Annotated in this window: 22 protein-coding genes; 10 read left to right on the plus strand and 12 right to left on the minus strand. The window is 67.3% G+C overall.

All coding sequences use genetic code 11. The features are described 5' to 3' along the window. Nucleotides 1-36: 36 nt before the first annotated feature. Complete coding sequence (locus tag HAPAU_RS02570; protein ID WP_066379150.1) at nt 37-1,347, plus strand: dihydroorotase; 1,311 nt, start codon at nt 37-39, stop codon at nt 1,345-1,347. 1 nt (nt 1,348) lies between these two features. Here HAPAU_RS02570 and HAPAU_RS02575 read toward each other — a convergent pair whose 3' ends face one another. Next, nucleotides 1,349-1,978: a DUF5806 family protein gene (locus HAPAU_RS02575; protein ID WP_066379152.1), complete on the minus strand. Its 630-nt coding sequence runs from the start codon at nt 1,976-1,978 to the stop codon at nt 1,349-1,351. A 75-nt stretch (nt 1,979-2,053) separates the two neighbouring features. Between HAPAU_RS02575 and HAPAU_RS02580 the strand changes: the two genes are divergently transcribed. Beyond that, nucleotides 2,054-2,422 carry a universal stress protein gene (locus HAPAU_RS02580; protein ID WP_066379157.1) on the plus strand — a complete coding sequence of 123 codons (369 nt, stop codon included), beginning with the start codon at nt 2,054-2,056 and terminating at the stop codon, nt 2,420-2,422. After that, the gene (locus HAPAU_RS02585) at nt 2,423-2,956 is read left to right on the plus strand and encodes a GNAT family N-acetyltransferase (protein WP_066379160.1); all 534 of its coding nucleotides are present in this window, start codon (nt 2,423-2,425) and stop codon (nt 2,954-2,956) included. Here the strand turns inward: HAPAU_RS02585 and HAPAU_RS02590 are convergent. After that, nucleotides 2,953-3,405 (minus strand): universal stress protein, encoded by a 453-nt coding sequence (locus HAPAU_RS02590; RefSeq protein WP_066379411.1) that lies wholly within the window; start codon nt 3,403-3,405, stop codon nt 2,953-2,955. The two genes, HAPAU_RS02585 and HAPAU_RS02590, sit on opposite strands and share 4 nt — an antisense overlap. Nucleotides 3,406-3,495: 90 nt before the next feature. Here HAPAU_RS02590 and HAPAU_RS02595 point away from each other — a divergent pair, with 90 nt between their 5' ends. From HAPAU_RS02595 to HAPAU_RS02610, 4 genes are all read left to right on the plus strand, one after another. Continuing rightward, nucleotides 3,496-3,933 carry a universal stress protein gene (locus HAPAU_RS02595; RefSeq protein WP_066379161.1) on the plus strand — a complete coding sequence of 146 codons (438 nt, stop codon included), beginning with the start codon at nt 3,496-3,498 and terminating at the stop codon, nt 3,931-3,933. Nucleotides 3,934-3,967: 34 nt separating this feature from the next. Further along, a complete protein-coding gene (locus tag HAPAU_RS02600; protein WP_066379163.1) occupies nt 3,968-4,870 on the plus strand; it encodes an ABC transporter ATP-binding protein in 903 nt (300 codons plus the stop codon). A 189-nt stretch (nt 4,871-5,059) separates the two neighbouring features. After that, on the plus strand, nt 5,060-5,665 hold the full coding sequence (locus tag HAPAU_RS02605) for an ABC transporter permease subunit (protein ID WP_245634019.1): 606 nt from the start codon (nt 5,060-5,062) through the stop codon (nt 5,663-5,665). Between the two features lie 50 nt (nt 5,666-5,715). Further along, entirely contained in the window at nt 5,716-6,813 is a 1,098-nt protein-coding gene (locus HAPAU_RS02610) for a DHH family phosphoesterase (RefSeq protein ID WP_066379167.1), read from the plus strand. Here the strand turns inward: HAPAU_RS02610 and HAPAU_RS02615 are convergent. The 5 genes from HAPAU_RS02615 to HAPAU_RS02635 are packed head-to-tail and all read right to left on the minus strand — an operon-like array spanning nt 6,799 to nt 9,415. Next, on the minus strand, nt 6,799-7,383 hold the full coding sequence (locus tag HAPAU_RS02615; RefSeq protein WP_066379170.1) for a GNAT family N-acetyltransferase: 585 nt from the start codon (nt 7,381-7,383) through the stop codon (nt 6,799-6,801). The genes HAPAU_RS02610 and HAPAU_RS02615 overlap by 15 nt on opposite strands. Before the next feature lie 40 nt (nt 7,384-7,423). Then, nucleotides 7,424-8,119, minus strand: a complete 696-nt coding sequence (locus HAPAU_RS02620; protein WP_066379173.1) for a US12 family protein — start codon at nt 8,117-8,119, stop codon at nt 7,424-7,426. A gap of 42 nt (nt 8,120-8,161) precedes the next feature. Next, the gene (locus HAPAU_RS02625) at nt 8,162-8,581 is read right to left on the minus strand and encodes a DUF5807 family protein (RefSeq protein ID WP_066379176.1); all 420 of its coding nucleotides are present in this window, start codon (nt 8,579-8,581) and stop codon (nt 8,162-8,164) included. After that, nucleotides 8,578-9,000, minus strand: coding sequence for a DUF7112 family protein (locus tag HAPAU_RS02630; protein WP_066379179.1), 423 nt, complete (start codon nt 8,998-9,000; stop codon nt 8,578-8,580). The genes HAPAU_RS02625 and HAPAU_RS02630 overlap by 4 nt, the downstream gene beginning before the upstream one ends. 10 nt (nt 9,001-9,010) lie before the next feature. Beyond that, complete coding sequence (locus HAPAU_RS02635; RefSeq protein WP_066379182.1) at nt 9,011-9,415, minus strand: 30S ribosomal protein S6e; 405 nt, start codon at nt 9,413-9,415, stop codon at nt 9,011-9,013. Between the two features lie 113 nt (nt 9,416-9,528). Here HAPAU_RS02635 and HAPAU_RS02640 point away from each other — a divergent pair, with 113 nt between their 5' ends. Next, a complete protein-coding gene (locus tag HAPAU_RS02640) occupies nt 9,529-10,797 on the plus strand; it encodes an MBL fold metallo-hydrolase (RefSeq protein WP_066379184.1) in 1,269 nt (422 codons plus the stop codon). Here the strand turns inward: HAPAU_RS02640 and HAPAU_RS02645 are convergent. Further along, nucleotides 10,763-10,945, minus strand: coding sequence for a hypothetical protein (locus HAPAU_RS02645; protein WP_066379186.1), 183 nt, complete (start codon nt 10,943-10,945; stop codon nt 10,763-10,765). The genes HAPAU_RS02640 and HAPAU_RS02645 overlap by 35 nt on opposite strands. Nucleotides 10,946-11,022: 77 nt before the next feature. Between HAPAU_RS02645 and HAPAU_RS02650 the strand changes: the two genes are divergently transcribed. Together HAPAU_RS02650 and HAPAU_RS02655 are read left to right on the plus strand one after the other, a co-directional pair. Next, nucleotides 11,023-11,421, plus strand: coding sequence for a hypothetical protein (locus HAPAU_RS02650; RefSeq protein WP_066379188.1), 399 nt, complete (start codon nt 11,023-11,025; stop codon nt 11,419-11,421). Nucleotides 11,422-11,530: 109 nt separating this feature from the next. Continuing rightward, nucleotides 11,531-11,986, plus strand: a complete 456-nt coding sequence (locus HAPAU_RS02655; RefSeq protein WP_066379190.1) for a DUF4112 domain-containing protein — start codon at nt 11,531-11,533, stop codon at nt 11,984-11,986. A gap of 211 nt (nt 11,987-12,197) precedes the next feature. On the opposite strand, the gene HAPAU_RS02660 is transcribed toward HAPAU_RS02655, so the two are convergent. The 4 genes from HAPAU_RS02660 to HAPAU_RS02675 are packed head-to-tail and all read right to left on the minus strand — an operon-like array spanning nt 12,198 to nt 17,692. Further along, nucleotides 12,198-13,193: a cytochrome b/b6 domain-containing protein gene (locus HAPAU_RS02660; protein ID WP_066379193.1), complete on the minus strand. Its 996-nt coding sequence runs from the start codon at nt 13,191-13,193 to the stop codon at nt 12,198-12,200. Beyond that, nucleotides 13,190-13,636 (minus strand): hypothetical protein, encoded by a 447-nt coding sequence (locus HAPAU_RS02665; protein ID WP_066379195.1) that lies wholly within the window; start codon nt 13,634-13,636, stop codon nt 13,190-13,192. Before HAPAU_RS02665 ends, HAPAU_RS02660 begins: the two co-directional genes overlap by 4 nt. Beyond that, nucleotides 13,633-14,307 carry a 4Fe-4S dicluster domain-containing protein gene (locus HAPAU_RS02670; protein WP_066379197.1) on the minus strand — a complete coding sequence of 225 codons (675 nt, stop codon included), beginning with the start codon at nt 14,305-14,307 and terminating at the stop codon, nt 13,633-13,635. Before HAPAU_RS02670 ends, HAPAU_RS02665 begins: the two co-directional genes overlap by 4 nt. Before the next feature lies 1 nt (nt 14,308). Continuing rightward, nucleotides 14,309-17,692 (minus strand): formate dehydrogenase subunit alpha, encoded by a 3,384-nt coding sequence (locus HAPAU_RS02675; RefSeq protein ID WP_066379199.1) that lies wholly within the window; start codon nt 17,690-17,692, stop codon nt 14,309-14,311. Nucleotides 17,693-17,790 lie beyond the last annotated feature (98 nt).

Below are 17,790 nucleotides of genomic sequence, written 5' to 3' on the forward strand. Positions count from 1 at the left end.
GCGCCATTTACGGCCCGTCCGCCCTCCCTGTCACGTATGCTCATCGCGAACGCCCGTCTCGCGGACGGCCGGACCGTCGACGTGCGGATCGAAGGCGAGCGGATCGCCGCCGTCGGTTCCCTGGGGGGTGAGGCCGACGTCGACGCCGCGGGCAAACTCCTGCTCCCGGGCGCGATCGACGCCCACGTCCACTTGCGCGAACCCGGCTTTCCCCACAAGGAGACCTGGGAGACGGGATCGAAAAGCGCCGCCGCGGGCGGGGTGACGACGGTGGTGGATCAGCCCAACACCGACCCGCCCACGACCGACGGGGCGGCCTTCGACGCGAAGGCCGAACTAGCTCGAAAATCGCTCGTCGATTACGGGATCAACGGCGGCGTCACGGGGGAATGGAAGCCCGACGAACTGTTCTCCCGGCCGATCTTCGCCCTCGGGGAGGTCTTTCTGGCCGACTCGACCGGCGAGATGGGAATCGACGCCGAACTGTTCGAGCGGGCGGTCGAGCGAGCGGCCCGCGAGGGAGTCGTCGTGACCGTCCACGCCGAGGACGCCACACTGTTCGACCGGGAGGCGCTCGAGGCCGCGGGCGAGGGGGTCGGCCGCGATGCGGATGCCGACGCCTGGAGCGCCTACCGGAGCGCCGCGGCCGAGGTCGCGGCCGTCGAACGCGCCTGCGAGGTCGGCGCCGACTCGGCGGCGGCGGTCCACATCGCCCACACCTCCACGCCCGAGGGGATCGACGCCGCCGCTGCGGCGGGCGCGACCTGCGAGGTCTGCCCGCATCATCTCTTCCTCTCACGGGGCGATCTCGACGATCTCGGTACGTTCGGCCGAATGAACCCGCCGCTCAGGAGCGAGGAACGGCGGGAAGCGGTCGCAGAGCGGGTCCGGGACGGCACCGTCGACATCGTTGCGACGGATCATGCACCCCATACCCACGAGGAGAAGGAGGCGGGGATACGGGAGGCCCCGAGCGGCGTCCCCGGCGTCGAGACGATGGTGCCCCTCCTGCTCGCGGCGGCCGAACGCGGCGAACTGACCCGCGAGCGCGTGCGCGACCTCACGGCGACGAACCCCGCACGGGTGTTCGACCTACCGCGGAAAGGGGAAGTCAGGGAAGGGATGGACGCGGATCTGGCGCTGTACGATCCCGAGCGAGTCGAGACGATCCGCGGGCAGGACCTCCACTCGAAGGCGGGGTGGACGCCCTTCGAGGGGTTCGAGGGGGTCTTCCCCGAACTGACGCTGGTCCGGGGAGCGGTCGTCTACCAGCGGGACGCGGACGACGATGGCGCGGGAGAAAGCGAGGCGTTCGGCGAGCCAGCGGGGCGAAACGTCCGCGGGTAGCTCACTCCAGTTCCTCGCCGCAGTGGGGACAGGTCTCGTGGTCGTGGCCGGTCTCCTCGGCGCGAAAGCGCTCGCTGGAGCGGCGAACGTCCCGCATCACGTCGGAAATGCGGTCCTCGACGTCGAGTTCCTCGCTTGCGGCCAGATCCGTCCCCTCGACCTCCAGTAAGAATTTGGCGACCTCGGTGACCTCGTACATCAACTCGTCGAGCTCCTCGGCGGTGAAAAACCCGCTCATCGCACCGTACAGGAAGGTCGCGCCGGATTTCGTGACCTTCTCCTCGAAGGAGGCCCGGGCCTGGTTCACGGCCTGCGGGCTGTAGGTGTCGGTCATGAAGGGCACCAGTTCGGGGAGGTTGTTTCCGATCTTGGTCATCTCGACGCCGGTCTCGGTCCGGAAGTCCGCACACAACCGGGCGATCGCCCACTCGCGGGCGGTGACGTACGTCCGGTCGCGCAGGAAGCCGTTGACCCGGTCGTAGGCCGCCCCGTCCATCTTCGTAAAGCGGGCGTAGCGGCGCACGTCTTCCGGGACCTCGGAGCCATCCGTCTGCGAGGGCGACTCGGTGGTCCGGTCCGTCCCGGTCGGGTCGTCGTCGGGCCGTGGATCCGAGGGCGAGGAATCGGGCATAGGGTGGGTTTCGGAGCCGGAGGAAAAAGCGTATCGCCCGGTAGGCTTTTGCGAGGAGCCCTCGAACGCCGGATCATGAAACTGCTGTTGGGAATCGGCGGGAGCGACGACTCTTGGCACGCGCTCACACAGACCGCGGAGCGCGCCGCCGAGGCGGGCGACTCGCTGACGGTGGCGATCCTCGAGAACCCCGACTCGGAGATGTCTCCCGGGGAGATAGAGGAAAAGGTCGAACGGACCCTCGGGGAGTACGACCTTGAGGCCGACGTCCGTCACGTCGAGGGCGACCCCGGCGCGATGCTCGTCGAGATCGGCGACGGCGAGGGCTACGACCAGATCGTTCTCGGAGGCGGTCAGCGAAGCCCGATGGGTAAGATCAGGGTCGGACAGGTCGCGGAGTTCGTCGTGTTGAACGCCGAAACCAGCGTCACCCTCGTGAGATAGATGGCCGACTACGACTATCCCGAGGCGGTCGCGGGCCCGTTCGAGGCACCCCCCGTGGAGTTCGAGGACCGTGAGGGCCGGCCCATCGAAATCAGGGTGTACGACGCGGAGCGGGACTTCGAGGCGCTGTGTGAGATGTACGATACATTCGACCCCGCCGACCGGGCACAGGGCATCCCGCCGGCCCGCGAGGAGCGCGTGCGCAGTTGGCTCGACGTGATCCTCGATGAGGGTCAGGACGTCATCGCGGCCGATCCCGACGCCGAGCGGGTCGTCGGCCACGCGACGCTCGTCCCCGACGGCAATGAGGCGGTCGAACTGGCGATCTTCGTCCACCAGGACTACCAGGGCGCGGGCATCGGCTCGCGGCTCATCCGTGCGCTGTTGGGCTACGGCGCCGAGCAAGGGATCGAGAAAGTCTGGCTCACCGTCGAGCGCTGGAACCACCCCGCCGTGAACCTCTACGAGTCGGTCGGCTTCGAGTCGAGCAGTGTGGAGAGCTTCGAACTCGAGATGGCGTTGCGGTTGAACTAGGTCGAGAGGACGGGCTGGCTCGCGTACAACAGGACGTACTCCGCGGCGCGTTCGAGGACGTCACCGGGCCCGTCGGTCGAGGGTTCGCGGGGGATGACGAGGAAGTCGGCGCCGACCTCGTCGGCACAGTCAAGGACGGCGCTGCCGGGATGGCGGGTCTTCTGGGTGGTCGAAAAGCCGTACGCCGAAGAGGAGGTGACGGAGACGCCGGTTCCCGCGGCGGTCTCGCTCGCGGTCTCGGCGAAGGCCTCGGTGTCGGCGGCGACCGCGTCCCGGTCGACCGTGTCGGTTTCGATCCCGCGGACGATCTCCTCGCCGAGGACGTGGACGACGTGAACCGCGGCCCCGTACTTCTCGGCGATCGCGACGGCGTACTCGATCGCAGTGACCGACTCGTCGCTCCCGTCGACCGGGACGAGGACGGTCTCGACGGACAGTGGCTCGCTCATGAATACCCCTGTGTCACCCCGCATCAAAAACCCACCTCCCAACGGGTGGTCAACGGGTGGTTTTATTCTCGCGGGGGCAGTATCGCCGCCATGTTCGATACCGTCGTCATCGCCACCGACGGCTCCGAAAGCGGGAGCCGGGCCGTCAGCGTGGCTCTCGATTTCGCCGCGCGCTTCGGGGCGAGCGTCCACGCGCTGTACGTCGTCGACGCCGCCGAGATCGACGCCTCGCCCGAGGGGCTCCGCGAGGACCTGCATGACGCCCTCGAAAAACAAGGTGAAGGCGCACTGGAGTCCATCCGCGAGGAGGGAAGCGGCGAGGTGATAACGAGCGTTCGCGAGGGGAGGCCCGTCGCGGAGATCTGTGCGTACGCCCGCGAACACGACGCGGACGCCGTCGCGACCGGGACGAGGGGACGCCACGGCGAGAACCGCCTGCTTCTGGGAAGCGTCGCGGAGGGCGTCGTCCGGACCTGCCCGGTGCCCGTCCTGACGGTCCGCCAGCTCGAAAACGGAGCTGAAGCGTAGGAAAAAATATACGATACGGCATGCGAGTGGCCGTATGGCCGCCATCGAGTTCGACGGCGTCGCAAAGCGCTTCGGGAGCGTCCGCGCACTGGAGGACCTCTCGCTTTCGGTTGAGGCCGGCGAGGTCTTCGGCTTCCTCGGGCCCAACGGCGCGGGCAAGTCCACCACGATCGACATCCTCCTGGATTACGTCCGGCCCACCGCGGGGTCGGTCCGCGTCTTCGGTGCCGACGCCCAGCGCGAGACGCGGGCCGTCCACGAGCGCGTGGGCGTGTTGCCCGATGCCTATCACACCTACGACCACCTGACCGCCCGCCAGCATCTCGCCTTCGCCGTCGAGGCACGGGACGCCGACGAGCGCCCGCTCGCGCTGCTCGACCGGGTCGGACTCGCCTACGAGGCCGACCGCCCCGTCGAGGGGTTCTCGAAGGGGATGACCCAACGGCTCGTGCTCGCGATGGCGCTGGTGGGCGAGCCGGACCTCCTCGTGCTCGACGAGCCGACGACGGGACTCGACCCCAACGGCGCCCGCGAGATGCGCGCGGTCATCCGCGCCGAGCGGGACCGCGGCGCGACGGTGTTCTTCTCCTCGCACATCCTCGAACAGGTCGAGGCGGTCTGTGATCGGGTGGGCATCCTCAGCGGCGGCGAGCTCGTCGCCGTCGACTCGATCGAGGAGCTCCGGGAGGCCGTCGGCGCGGGCACGACCTTGACGGCCACGGTCGATCGGGTGCCGACCGATCTCGATCGGGTACGCGCCCTCGAGGGCGTTTTCGCCGTCTCCGCGGACGGGACGACACTCACGGTCTCGTGTACGGAACGGGCGAAGAAACCCGCGCTCGACGCGCTCGAAGCCGCCGGAGCGAGCATCGAGGGATTCGAGACCGAGGAAACCCCGCTCGAGGAGCTGTTCGCCGCCTACACGGGGGAAGCGTGAGCTGGCGCGGCGTGGCGAGAAAGGACGTCCTCGACGCCTACCGGACGTGGCAGTTGGGGTTCGCCGCGGCGTTTCTCGCGCTGGTGTGTACGTTCCCGGCGTTCGTCGCGGCCAGCGGCCCCACAGGGGGCGGGTTCGTCGGCTCGCTCGGACTCGTACTCTTTTTAGTACCCGCTGGTCGCGCTGCTGCTGGGCCACGGCGCCGTCGCCGGCGAGCGCGAGCACGGCAGCCTCAAACTCCTGTTGGGCCAGCCCCACACCCGGCTGGACGTGGTCGTCGGGACGGCCGTGGGCCGCGCGGCGGTCGTCGCGGTGGCCTCGCTCTCGGGCGTCCTCGCGGCGGCGCTCGTGTTCCTCGCGGTCGGCGGGACGCTCGATCCCCTCGAGGCCCTCGCGTTCTGCGCGCTCGTAGTCCTGCTGGGGACGGCCTACAGCGGGCTGGCCGTCGGCGTCTCGGCCGCCTCGAAGACGACCAGCCGCGCGATGACCGGAAGCGTGATCGCGTTCCTGCTCACCGTGAGCTGGTCGTCGATTCCGCGGCTGGTTCGCTACGTCCTCGGGGGGTTCTCGACGCCGAGCGGGCCGCCTCCGGAGTGGAGCGCCGTCTTCGCGACGCTGGGACCCGTCGACGCGTACAGTACGCTCGCGGCGGGGTTCCGGGAGGGCGGCGGGACGCTGGTTCGATCGAGCGACGCGTTCTATCATACCACCTGGTTCGCCCTTGCCGTCCTGCTGTGCTGGGCGACGATGCCCGTCGCGTTGGGCTACCGCCGGTTCGAGGGGGCGGACCTCTGAAGGCGTCGGCGAACCGGGGACCCTTTGCCCTCGCGGGCGCTCGTCCCCGTATGGACGAGACCCTCATCGACGACCTGCCGCTCGCGCGAAGATCCGTTCTGCCGGGCGCGGGCTTCTTCTACCCCGACGAGTTCGAGGAGGCCGCCGAGGACGCCGCCGCAGAGGAGGCGCTCGCGGGCGTCGAGACAGCGGTGATCGCCGACCCCGACGCCGACGGGCTGGCCTGCGTCGCGATCCTCCGGGAGGTCTACGGGGCTGCCGCCCTGCTCCCGACGGGGCCCCACGAGATCGAGGATTCCTTGGAGCGAGTCGCCGAGTACGGCGGGGCGGGGATCCGGCTGTTCGTCTGTGATCTGTGTCCCGACCGGTACGAGTACGTCGACGAGGAGCTCGACGCCGCGATCGAAACCGCAAGCGAGGTCCGCTGGTTCGACCACCACCAGTGGGACGCCGAGGTGGCAGAGAGCGTCCGGGAGGCCGGCGCCGACCTCGTCGTCGGTGATAGCGACGAGGAGTGTACCGCGGACGTGGCGGTGCGCACGCTCGAGACCGATATCCCGCGCCACCTCGTCGAACTCGCCGCGGTGACGCGCGATCACGACCTCTGGCTGCGCGAAGACCCCCGAAGCGACGACCTCGCGGATTTCTCTTATTGGAGCGAACCCGAGGACTACGTCGAGATCGTCGCCGAACACGGCGCGGACTTGCCGGAAGAAGTACAGGAATTCCTCGCCGAGAAGCGCGTCGAGAAGGAGGCGCTGATCGAGTTGGCGGTCAAACGCGGCGAAACCAAGGAGATCGGGCCCTGGAAAGTGGGCGTCACCTACGGGCGGTGTTCGCAGAACGAGGTCGCAGAAGCCATGCGCGAGCAGGGCGCGGACGCCTCGGTGATCGTCAAACCCGCCGGCTCGGCCTCCATTCGCGGTACGGAGGCGTTTCAGCGGTGTCACGAGGTCGCGGGGGAGGTAAACGGGGGGGGCCACCCGAAGGCCGCGGGCTGTAAGCCCGACGTCTACGACGACATGCTCGATTACGCCCACCACTGGACGACCCGCGGGGCGGTAACGAAGCAGGTGATCCTGGACGCCTTTCGGACGCTGGCCGAGGAGGAGGACGCCGAGGGCGAGGACGAATCAGTCGAGGAGTGACCCGCCGGTTTCGAGCGCGCACTCGATGGTGGAGGCGTCGAGATCGGGGAACGCGACCGGCGGATCCGGATCCGCCGGTCGTTCGTCGAGCATTTTCTCGTACCACCGGACGTCGTGCCAGTTTCCACGTTTGTAGCCGACGCCGTGATACGTTCCGACCGGCTCGAACCCCATCGCCTCGTGGAAGCCGGTGCTCGCGGGGTTCGGGAGCGCGATCCCCGCATAGGCGTTGAACAATCCCTGTTCTCTCGACAGCGCGAACAGCGCGGTGTAGAGCGCGCGGGCGATCCCACAGCGGTGGTGGTCGGGGTCGGCGTAGACCGAGACGTCGACCGACCAGCGGTAGGCCCCGCGCTCGCGGTGGGAGGTGGCGTAGGCGTAGCCGACGGTTTCGTCGAGCGCGCAGACGAGCCACGGGTAGCGCTCGGTGTTCGTCGCGATCCGGGATTCGATCTCCTCGGCGGTGGGAGCCACGGACTCGAAGGAGACGACTGACTCGGAGACGAACGGGGCGTAGATCCGGGCGATTCCGGGTGCGTCGTCTGCTGTTGCGGGACGGAGCGTCGGCATCACAGCTATCTCTCGAAACGGCGGACGAAAAACCTCGCGCTCACTCGCGGCGCGCGAGGAGTCGAAGAACGATCTGGAGGACGTGGACGAACACACCCATCACGGCGATGTAGATCCCGATCCCAGCGAGCGTAGTAGAGATGTCCCGGCGTTCGCGCACGCGCCAGATCTCCCAGCCGAGTCGGAAGAGGAAGCCCGCGAAGACCAGAACGAACCCCGCGAGCAGCAGGGCGGGTGCGACGAACGTCCCGATAGCGATGGCGACGATCCCGAGCAGGAACGAACCAGTGGAAAACGTCGACCAGCGGGCGAAGGACTTCGAACGAGCGTAGACGTAGAGGGCGATGAGGAACGTGAGGCTACCGGTAACGGCGGCGGTGATCGCGAGCGCGGGGATCCGGATGTCGGGCGGCGCAAACGAGAGGACGCCCGCGCCGAAGGTACCGAAGGCACCCTGTAAGATCACCAGTCCGACGAACGCCAGCGGCGCGTTTCCGTCCGTGACGCCGCGTTCGGCGACCCACTGGCCGACGAACAGCGCCGCGCCGTAGACGAGCACGCCGAGGATCGGCGCGGCGAAGAGCGTCGCGTTGATCGCCGCCAGCGGCGTGGTCGCGAGGACGGCCATCAGCGCGACGTTGAGCACCACCAGCGCGGTCGCGACGAGGACGACCTTCCACTCGCGCGTCGAGAGGAGCAATCCGCGGCGGGTCTCGCCGCCCGTTTCGTAGGACATAGTCGAACTAGCCGCCGGAGCCGAATAGACTTCTCGACCGTCTCAGCGCTCGCCGGCGACCCAGCGATCCGAGAAGGCGCTCGAACAGCCACACCGGGCGTAGGCGTGGATCACGTCTCCCTCGGCGTACAGACCGCCGACCTCCTCGTTTCGCTCCTCGGCGAAGGCGAAGACGTAGTCGAGATCGTCGGCGCCACAGGCGGGACACACGCCCCCGGTGAGGTCGGCGTCGATCTCGCCCTCGGCGTCCATCGCCTCCTTCGCAAAGGCCATCGCGTCCGTGCCGGCGACCTTCGAGAAGGCGTTTCGCCCGCTCTCGCCGGGAACGACCAGCACGATCCCCTCTCCCGCGTCCTCGCCGTAGTCGGCGAGTTTGCCGATGTCGTCGACGACGTCCTCGGCAAGGTATATCGCGACGTCCTCGGGCCGGTCGCCCGCCAGAAACTCCTCGCGGCGGCTCATTGCTCCTCCAGATCGCGGGCGATGTTCGCGAGGCTCTCCTTTGGCTTCTCGACGGCCTCGTAGACGACCTCTTCGCCGGGCTTGCGCAGGCCGTAGGCGAACTCGGGCTCGATTTCGTCGAGGAGCACCGAGCCGCCGACCGGGCGCGCAGCCTCGTCGAGCCACGTCTGGAGGTGATTCGGTCCCGATCCCTCGCGGGCCATCTCCGGCGTCTCGTAGGCCCCGCTGATGTGTGGATCGCCGGCGAACCCACTCTCGATCCGTGCGTGGTACGTGGTGTCGTCGATGACGAGGCGGACAACCTCGCCCTCGGGCAGCGAGTCCTCCGGGAGGGCGATCCGCTTTCGGCGCGCGCCGTGGCGGGCGACGCGCGCGCGGAGCGTCTCGACTGCCGGGTTCTCGCTCGAGATGCGGTCCATGAGAAGGGGGTTACTCGTCGTCGTCGTCCTCGTCGCCCTCGCTGAAGAGGTCCTCGACGCTCTCATCGCCGTAGGCGCTGATCTTGGCGTTGATCTGGACGACCTCCTCGCTGATCTCGCGGCCCCGGACGGTGACGCGCTTTCGCTCGCCGTCGCGCTTTGGCTTGTAGCCGGTACCGCCCGTCAAAAGGACCTGTTTGAGGTTCGGGCCCGATACATCCGATCGGAGGGGGCGACCCGCCTTGTCCGACCCGCCGGTGAGTTCGAGCGAGTAGTCCGAGAGGCCCACGGCGCTCCCGTCGACCTCCTCGCCGAGGTCGCGGCCGAGGAATCGGTTCGCGTCCTGCCCATCTACGTCGCGCTGGTAGGTCGCACCCGTTTCGGGGTCCGAGACGACGACCTTGAAGTCTGCCATGCCCGAAATCAGACGGGCGCGGGTAAAAAGGGTGTTGAACCGGGACCGACCCCATCTACCGGCGTTCGGACGTATCGACGGGACCAAATCGCCCGACTTCCAGAGAGGAGGTAATGGACATCGAGTTCCTCGGCGGTGCCGGGGAGATCGGCCGCAGCGCGCTCCTCGTGACGGGGAAAGGAGACAGCGGTTCCCTTCTGCTCGACTTCGGCATGAGCACCGACAACCCCCCGCGCCTGCCGCTCGACTGTGAGCCCGACGCCGTCGTCGTCTCGCATGGCCACCTCGACCACGCCGGGGCGGTGCCCGCCTTGCTGTCGGGTGAGGAACGCCCGCCGGTTCACTGGACACCCCCCACTAGGGAGCTCGCGATTACGCTCGCGCGCGATACGCTGAAACTACACGGGGGAAGCTACCGGTGCCCGTTCACCGAAACCGACATCGCGCGCCTCACGCAGGTCTCCGAAACCCACGGGTATCGAGAGCCCTTCGAGGCGGCGGGCTACGAGGTCACGCTCTACGACGCGGGCCACATCCCCGGGAGCGCGCACGTCCTCGTTACTGACGGCGACACCCGACTGCTCTATACGGGCGATTTCCACACCGCCGACCAGCGACTGGTATCGGGCACGACCGCACGCCCCGACGCTGACCTCGTGATCTGTGAGAGCACCTATTCGGACGTGAGCCACGACCCCCGCGCCGAGGTCGAACAGCGGTTCGCCGAGAGCGTCAAGACCACGCTCTGGGAGGGCGGCACGGTAGTGATCCCGGCGTTCGCCATCGGTCGCACCCAGGAGATGCTGCTGGTCTGTGAGGAGGACGACATCCCGTGTTACGTCGACGGGATGGGCAAGGGAGTCACCGAAATGCTGCGACGGTACCCGGAGTTCCTCCGGGATCCCGAGGCCTTCCGACGGGCGACGTCCCACGCGCGGTTTGTCACCGGCCGGGACGGCCAGCGAAAACGGATCGTCGAGCAAAAGGCGGCAATCATAACCACCAGCGGGATGCTCTCAGGCGGCCCCGCCATGACCTATATCCCCGAGATCCGGGACAATCCCACCAACAAGATCACGATGACCGGCTATCAGGTCGAGGGGACACCGGGACGCGAACTACTGGACACCGGTAGCGCGGAGATCGACGGCCGAGTGATGCCCGTCGCCGCGCGGGTCGAGTCCTACGACTTCTCCGCCCACGCCGACCGCGAGGGACTGTTCGAGTTCCTGTCGAGCTACGAGGACACCCCGATTCTCGTGAACCACGGCGACCGCTGTGGGGCGTTCGCGGCGGAACTCCGCGAGGAGGGCTACGAGGCGAGTGCGCCCGAACTCGGGGAGACGGTCACAGCACCGTCGTCCACGCGAGCACAGCGATGAAGAGGCCGATAACGAGCGCGGAGACGACGTCGAGGGCGAACCCGCTCTCCCCGCGGATGTCCCGGGTGGTGAACGCGAGCGCGAGCAATCCCCCGACCGTCACGAGCAACACGAGCGCGACGTAAACGGCGTTGAGCAGTCCTGCCATGCTCGCGCTATCGGCGGGGTGCAACTAAGCGTTTCGGGAGTCACAACCGTAATGGCTCCACACGGAGTAGCCCGACCATGCGACTGGAACTGCGGATATGCAAACACTGTTTCAACGGCGAACACGGCAACCCCGAGAAGACGGCCGTAACCCAGGACATGGTCGAGTGTGCGAAACGAGTGAGAGAATACAAGGACCTCATCGGCCTCGAAAGCCTCTACATCACGATGGTCGAGGAGGGAGACACGGGCGGTGCCGAAGCGCTTTCGGTCATCGTCGCGAGCATCGACGGCAACCGGGTAACCCTCGCGGACACCCAGCTCGTGATGGAGGACGACGAGGGCAACATGTTGGTGTACCCCGAGCCGACGGACATCCTCGAGGTCCTGACGCGCAACCTGGATCAGATCGACGGCCAGACCAGAAACGACGTAATGGTCGAACTCTCGGAGGAATCGACGGAGCTGGTGGGATAGCGAGGCGAGCCGTTCGATCCGTGCGGGATCGCCTCGTGACCCGACGTGTTCCGAGGCGGCTTGCTGACGCGGGGCGAGGGCCTTTACCTACGCCTCGGATAGAAGGGGTATGGGAACGGATACTGGCGACGGGGACGACTGGAGCGATGGAGGAGACGACTGGGAGGACGGAGCCGATGGGGTCGGAACCGACGGCTTCGAGTGGAGCGTCGAGGACCTCCCGCTATCGGGCGACGTCGAGGCGACCCTCGAGCGTATCGAGTGGGTGGGCGACCTGCTCGACGAGGCGGTCCCGATACCGGGGACGGACTACCGCATCGGCCTCGATCCCCTGCTGGGGATCGTCCCCGTGGGCGGGGACGCCATCGCGACGGTGATCTCGCTGTACATCATCGGGGAGGCCGCCCGCGTCGGGGTTTCGAAGTCCACGATTGCGGTCATGATCGGGCTGGTCCTCACGGACGCCATCGTCGGCTCGATCCCGGTTCTCGGGACGCTGTTCGACGCGGTCTGGAAGGCCAACAAGTGGAACGTCTCGCTGCTCAAGCGGGAACTCGACGCCTAACGGGACGACACTCTCGTCTCAGCGCCCGATTTTCGAGAGATCTTTCGAACGATCGAGAGCGCTGGCTCCGAACTCTCCGGCGGTCCGAAAAATTGACCGATAGGAGTCGGCGCGTCGTCAAGCGGATGAACGCCGTTTTCGACGTAGGTCGGTCAGTCGTCCGTCCTGCCACCGTCGGACCGCTTTACGGTCCGACGTGAATCGCGCTCGCTTACTCGCGCTCACCGCCATCCGTGGCGGCCGTTCGGGCCTCCTGACGACGCTGGCGCATGTAGCGCGCCCGGAGGACGTTGCCGTACATCGAGAGAAAGAGCCCGATGAAGAGGACGAGGACCCCGATGTTGACGCCGACGGTCCGGAGCAGGCTCCCCTCACCGAAGACGAGCGTCCGGCTGATGGGGTAGCCGCCGTAGCTCATGCTCGTCAGCAGGATACTGACGATCCCGATGATCGTGAGCACACCCATGACGTTGGTCACCCAGCCCCAACTGGGCTTCAGCCGGAGGCGCTCGATGCCCGTAACCGACTCGGCCCCGCCGTCGTCGCCATGGTACTCGGGCGTGTCGGATTTCGGGAGGAAGGCCTTCATCTCGACGGGGTAAAAGGCCGGATGGAAGCCGTGTTCGAACGTGTGGAACATCACGCCCATCAGCATGATCACGCCCAGCGCGCCGTGGAACGTGACGAACGCGATGACGACCGACGGGGAGTTGTAGAAGTCGATCAGCATCGCCTTCTGCCAGATGAGGAGGCCGGAAACCATCAACAACAGCAGTTCGACGGCGAAGATGGCGATCACACCCTTGCCCACGTACGAGAGTAGCGGGATCTCGTCGGCGGAGTAGCCGGCGAACTGCCGGGCGTTGGGGTGGCGCTCCTCTGCCATCCCGGCCGCGAACTTCACGTCCTGGACGAACGCGGCGACGTCGCCGGGCGTGGGCAGTACCTCGGTGAGACTGACCGAGCCGCCGACGCGCAACAGCATGTAGAACACCCAGAAGGCCGTCAGGAAGATTAGCGCGAACCCGGCGACGCGGTGGACCGCGAGCACGCCCGTATTGCCGCCCATGAGTTCGACGAGCCACCAGAGTTCGTCGTTGAACGCGACGGCGTAGCCCGTAAAGAAGAGCAGGAACACCGTCAGCGCGAGCAGCGAGTGGAACACCGTCGTCACGCGGGAGAACTTCCCGTGGTCGAGGGTGGTCATTCGGCGTCACCCCCGGCGTTTCCGCTCCCGTCGGTGGCGACGGCCTCGCCGCTCCGGCGCGGGGCGTCGGGCGGGCGCATTCGCGCGGCCAGCCGGCGAAACGCGATCCAGTGAACGAACACCATCACGAGGATGAACACGCCCATGACCACGTCCGCGAGGTGGATCAGCGTGATCAGCCAGTTGAGGATCGGCTCCGTGTTGCCCTGGACCCAGCCCGTGCCGACGCCGCCGCCTTCGACGGTCGGGCGCACGCGTTGGAGCGCCTCGAACTGGATCGCCCGGACGCCGATCAGCCAGACCGACCCGACCGCCAGCGCCAGTGCCAGCACCGCGCTGATCCAGAAGGCGGCGCGATCCGAGAGCCCGCGATTCCCGCTTCCCGAGTCGCCGTGGTCCGATCCGTCGGCCCGCCGGTCCGAACGGGTGGAATCGTCGCTCATCGCTCGAACATCTCCGCGTCGTCGCCGAAGATGATCTCCATAGCGGTGTCGTTGAAGAACGCTCCGCTGTCGCGTTTCTCGAGTTCGTTGGCGATCTGGCCCGGCGAGCCCACGAGGATGGCGTCGGTCGCACACTCCTCGGCGCAGGCCGGTCCCTTGCCGACGTCCTGGCGCTCCTCACACCCGGTACACTTGTCCATCGTCCCGTCCGAGCCGACGACCGCGGTCAGTCCCTCGTTCGACTCGGGGAACTGCGGTGCGCCGAACGGACACGCCGACAGGCAGTACTGACAGCCGATACAGAGGTCGTCGACGACCTCGACGAAGCCGTTGTCCTTTTTCTGGAGGGCGTTGGTCGGACAGACCGACACGCAGGGGGCGTTCTCGCAGTGGTAACACTGCATCGGGAGGCTCGTCTCCCCGGGGTTCATCCCCTCCTCGATCGCGCTGACCTGCCGGCTGTTGAACCCGCTCTCGCCCTCGACGCCCTCGAGCATCGTCGTGATGTCGATGCGCTGGTCGTCGACCGGGACGTCCCAGGTGCGCTTGCAGGCGACCACACAGCCTCCACAGTCGATACAGGCCTCGACATCGGGGAAGATCCGCATCCCGTCGCCGGTGCCCATGACGCCCTGACTGAGTCGCTCTCGTGTCGATTCGTTCGCTGACATTCTAGTCGTCCCCCGTCTGTGGTTGCATGCTCTGATTTCTGACGTCCCACTCGTAGGAGTCGCCGAGTCCGGCCTCCTCCTGTGGGTAGTCGATGAACTCCATGTTCAGTTCCTCGATGCGCTGTTCGGTCGCCTTCTCGACCCGGACGAGCCCCGCCTTCGTCTCCTGCATCTGGGTCTCCGCGTCGAACCCGCTCGACGTGATGAAGTTCGCACTGTCGCCGATCGCGAGCGGCTTCGACCCGTCGGGGTACTTCTCGCTCATGTTCTTCCCGTGTGCGATCCCGCCCCAGTGATACGGCATGAAGATCTCGTTGGCGCCCTGCGGACGGTAGGTGACCTTCGCTTTCACGAGGATCGAGCCCTTGTCGGCGTCCGCGGAGGTGATGATGACGTGGTCCTCGCCGCCGACGAGGTCGAGGTCCTCGGCCATGTCGGGGTGAATCTCCGCGTACATGTGGGGCTGGAGGTCGGCCGTGTACTGGTTGTTGCGCGTCTCGGCGCCGCCACCCTGGTGTTCGACCTGCCGACCCGTGGTGAGGACGGTATCGATTCCCTGATCGTAGGCGCGCTGGGTCGCCTCCTGCTGGGTCGCCGCGTTGTTCTGATCCAGCCGGAAGAAGTTGGTCTGTTGGCCGTTCGCGGGCCACTGCTCAGCCAGATCGGGCCGCGGGCTCTGGATCGGCTCGCGGTGTATCGGGACCGTATCGATGAAGTTCCAGACGACCGCTCGCGCCCGGCCGCGCCCAGTCGGCGGGTCGGGCTGGGGGTTGTCGTACTGCTCGTAGAACGCCAGGTCGTGCTGGTGGCCCCGCTGTTCGTTCAGCGCGGCCGCACAGTCGTAGATCGAGACGTCCTCGCGAAGCGCGTACTCCATCGGGATCGTCATCGAGGAGGCGTCGGCCGGGTCCTCGGGCAGCGTCGTCGTGAAGCCCGGATACTGCGGGACGCCGATGACCTCGCCGTCGAACCACTCGGGCTGGTAGGACTCGCGAAGCATGTCCAGGCCCGCCTCGCCCTCCTGGGCGACGGTCTCGGCGAGCGGGTACTCCTTGTCGACGCCCGTCGACTCCCACTCCCCGGGCGTCGGGGCGTCGATACCCCAGTTCGCGCGGAAGTCGTGGCCGCCCTCGGCGGGGTGGACGTCGTCGCGCCAGATGATCGGCGTTCCGGGGTGTTCGTCGCCCCAGCAGGGCCAGGGCAGCCCCCAGAACTCGCCGCTGACCGGCAGGCCCTCGCTCTCGGCGCGAATGGTCTCGGTGCTGAACGCCTCGTCGTGTTCCTTCTGGCGCTGGAGGCGTTCGGGACTCTGCTGGTAGCCGACCGTGCGAACCCCGAGGTTGATCTCCCGGAGCGCGTCCTCGTAGGTGCTCTTGCCGTTGTAGAGTTCGGGGCCGCTCCCCCAGTCGAAGTGCTGGCCGAAGCCGAAGCGATCGGCCAGTTCCTGCATGATCTGCAGGTCGGGCTTGGAGGCGTGGGCCGGCGGGGACACCGGCTCGCTCCACTGGACCGAGCGATGGGAGTTGGTCACCGAGCGGTGGTGCTCGTACTGGCTCGATGCCGGAAGCAACAGGACGTTGTCCGCCTCGGCGTCGGCGAGCGTCCCCGCGACCGCGGGGAAGACGTCGACGACCACCAGCAGGTCCAGCGCCTCCATCGCCTGTTTCATCTTGTCCATCTCGGTGATGGAGTTGGCCGAGTGGCCCCAGAAGAAGGCCATCTTCAGCGGGTCGGGCTGGTAGAGGTTCGATTCGTGCAGGCGGTCCTCCTGTTGAAGCGCGGCCTCGTACCAGCGGGCGACCGACAGGCCGTCCTGGAGCATCATCGTCCGCGGATCGATCTGGCGCTGGGAGCCGCCCCCTCCGGAGCTGCCGTCCCCGCCCGATCCCCCCTGGGCGGCGGGATCGCCCGTCTGGGAGTCGGCCTCGGTCGGGGACTGGGAGTTTGGACCCGCGCCGGTGTCCTCGGCCTGGGAGACGTCCTCGGAGGCGTCGCTCCGTTCGGTCTCCGCCGACTGGAGCTCCCCGGCGGCTGGCGGGCCGCCCCCGCCCGCCGAGAGCTGTTGCCAGATGTCCTCGGGCATCAGCGCGAAGCGATCGTAGAGGTCCCAGAAGTCCGTCGAGCCGCTCGTCCACGGGCTTTGGTTCCAGACGTTCGTCCAGTGGACCCACGAGCCGGGCGCGCCGACCGAGTAGTAGCCCGGCAGGATCGTACTGTCGACGCCCAGATCGGTCGCGCCCTGGACGTTCGCGTGCCCGCGCATCACCTGCAGGCCGCCGCCGCTTCTGGCGGCGCTACCCGACGCCAGCGAGTGCAGCGCGTACGAGCGGATGTTCTGGGTGCCGTTGTTGTGCTGGGTGCCGCCCATCGCCCACTCGATCTGGATGTTGGGCTTGTTCTCGATGATCAGGTCGCCGATCTCTTCGAGCCCCTCGACGTCGATCCAGGTGATGTCGGCGACCGTCTCGAGGTCGTACTGTTCGAGTTCGGCCGCGGCGTCGGGCCAGCCGTTGACCCGCCCCGAGAGCATCTCCTGATCGAGCTCGCCCTGCTGTTGGAGGTACCGCATCAGCCCCATCATCAGCGCCACGTCGGTGCCGGGGCGCATCCGGTAGTAGTTATCGGCGTGCGAGGAGGTCTTCGTATACCGGGGGTCGATCGAGACGACGGTACCCCCTCGGGCCTGCCCCTCGAGAATGTGCTGCATCGCGATCGGGTGGGACTCGGCGGGGTTCTGGCCGCAGATAATGAGGAGATCGAAGTTCCGATAGTCGTTGATCGTGTTGGTCATCGCCCCGTAGCCCCACGTGTTCGCCAGCCCGGTGACGGTCGGGGAGTGACAGATCCGCGCCTGGTGGTCGCAGTTGTTCGTCCCCATGAACGCCGACAGCTTGCGGAAGGCGTAGGCCTCCTCGTTGGCGAAGTGGGCGCTGCCCATCATCATGACGCTCTCGGGGGTGTACTCCTCGACGATCTGTGCGTACTGCTCCTCGATGATGTCGTAGGCCTCCTCCCAGGAGATCGTCTCCCACCCGCCGTCGGTCCGGTGCATCGGGCGTTTCAACCGGCGATCGGAGTGTTCTGTCTCGAGGATCCCCGCACCCTTCGAGCACAGCGAGCCGTTGTTGATCGGGTTCTCGTGCCACGGCTCCATGCCGACGAAGGAGTCGCCGTCTTTCACCCCGCGAAAGCCACAGCCGACCGCACAGTAGTTACAGATCGTCTTGGTCATCTCGGCGTCCGAGGCGGTCCCCTCGTCCTCGTCGTCGCTCTGGGCGAGCGTCTGGCCCGCCGCACCACCGCCGAGGGCGACCGCGCCCGCGAGCGCGCTCGCCTTCAGGAACGACCGCCGGTCCAGATCCAGAGAGACGGGTTCCGTACTCATCCGCTCGCCTCACCCCGTGGCGAGCGATTCGCGATGGATGGCCCGTGTCGAACTGTGGTAGATATACTCATTTTACATGGCTATCGAACATACACCGA

The organism is Halalkalicoccus paucihalophilus (assembly GCF_001593955.1).
GTDB classification, from domain to species: Archaea; Halobacteriota; Halobacteria; order Halobacteriales; family Halalkalicoccaceae; genus Halalkalicoccus; species Halalkalicoccus paucihalophilus.